Raw genomic sequence first — 1243 nt, forward strand, 5'->3', positions numbered from 1 at the left:
AAAAAACCCGAGACTAAGCTCGGGTTTTTCTTAATGCTTAATGCATCACTATAGTTGATTACTCAACGATAGTTGCAACAACACCAGCACCAACTGTACGGCCACCTTCACGGATAGCGAAGCGTAAACCTTCGTCCATCGCGATTGGGCAGATTAGTTCTACAGTCATCTTGATGTTGTCACCAGGCATTACCATTTCAACGCCGTCTGGTAACTGTACGTCACCTGTTACGTCAGTTGTACGGAAGTAGAACTGTGGACGGTAACCTTTGAAGAATGGCGTGTGACGACCACCTTCATCTTTAGAAAGTACGTATACTTCTGAAGTGAACTTCGTGTGTGGAGTGATTGAACCAGGCTTAGCTAGTACTTGACCACGTTCAACGTCTTCACGCTTAGTACCACGTAGAAGTGCACCGATGTTCTCACCCGCACGACCTTCGTCTAGAAGCTTACGGAACATCTCAACACCTGTACAAGTTGTCTTCGTAGTTTCTTTGATACCTACGATTTCAACTTCGTCATTCACGTTGATGATACCAGCTTCAACACGGCCTGTTACAACAGTACCACGACCTTGGATTGAGAATACGTCTTCGATAGGCATGATGAATGGCTTATCGATGTCACGCTCTGGCTCTGGGATGTAAGAATCTAGTGCTTCTGCAAGCTCAACGATTTTGTCTTCCCACTCTTTCTCGCCTTCTAACGCTTTAAGCGCTGAACCTTGGATTAGTGGTAAGTCATCACCTGGGAAGTCGTACTCAGAAAGAAGTTCACGAACTTCCATCTCAACTAGCTCAAGTAGCTCTTCGTCGTCAACCATGTCACATTTGTTCATGAATACGATGATGTAAGGTACACCAACCTGACGAGAAAGTAGGATGTGCTCACGAGTTTGTGGCATAGGACCGTCAGTCGCAGCAACTACTAGGATTGCGCCGTCCATTTGAGCAGCACCAGTGATCATGTTTTTAACATAATCGGCGTGTCCTGGACAGTCTACGTGTGCGTAGTGACGAGTTGGAGTATCGTACTCAACGTGTGAAGTTGAGATTGTGATACCACGCTCACGCTCTTCTGGAGCGTTATCGATTGATGCGAAGTCTTTAGCTACACCACCGTATACTTTTGCAAGTACGTTAGTGATTGCTGCTGTTAGAGTTGTTTTACCGTGGTCAACGTGGCCGATTGTACCAACGTTTACGTGCGGTTTTACGCGTTCAAACTTTTCTTTTGCCAT

Annotated in this window: 1 protein-coding gene; it reads right to left on the reverse strand. The window is 45.9% G+C overall.

The genetic code is table 11. The annotated features are described in order from the left end of the window. Positions 1-58: 58 nt before the first annotated feature. Entirely contained in the window at positions 59-1243 is a 1185-nt protein-coding gene (gene tuf, locus JIG37_RS18155) for an elongation factor Tu (RefSeq protein ID WP_054564107.1), read from the reverse strand.

The organism is Pseudoalteromonas sp. bablab_jr010, from assembly GCF_016464105.1.
GTDB classification, from domain to species: Bacteria; Pseudomonadota; Gammaproteobacteria; order Enterobacterales; family Alteromonadaceae; genus Pseudoalteromonas; species Pseudoalteromonas simplex.

What these genes read in the sequence shown, in the direction of transcription:
- tuf (WP_054564107.1), bottom strand. Translation starts at nt 1,243, where the DNA reads ATGGCAAAAGAAAAGTTTGAACGCGTAAAACCGCACGTAAACGTTGGT.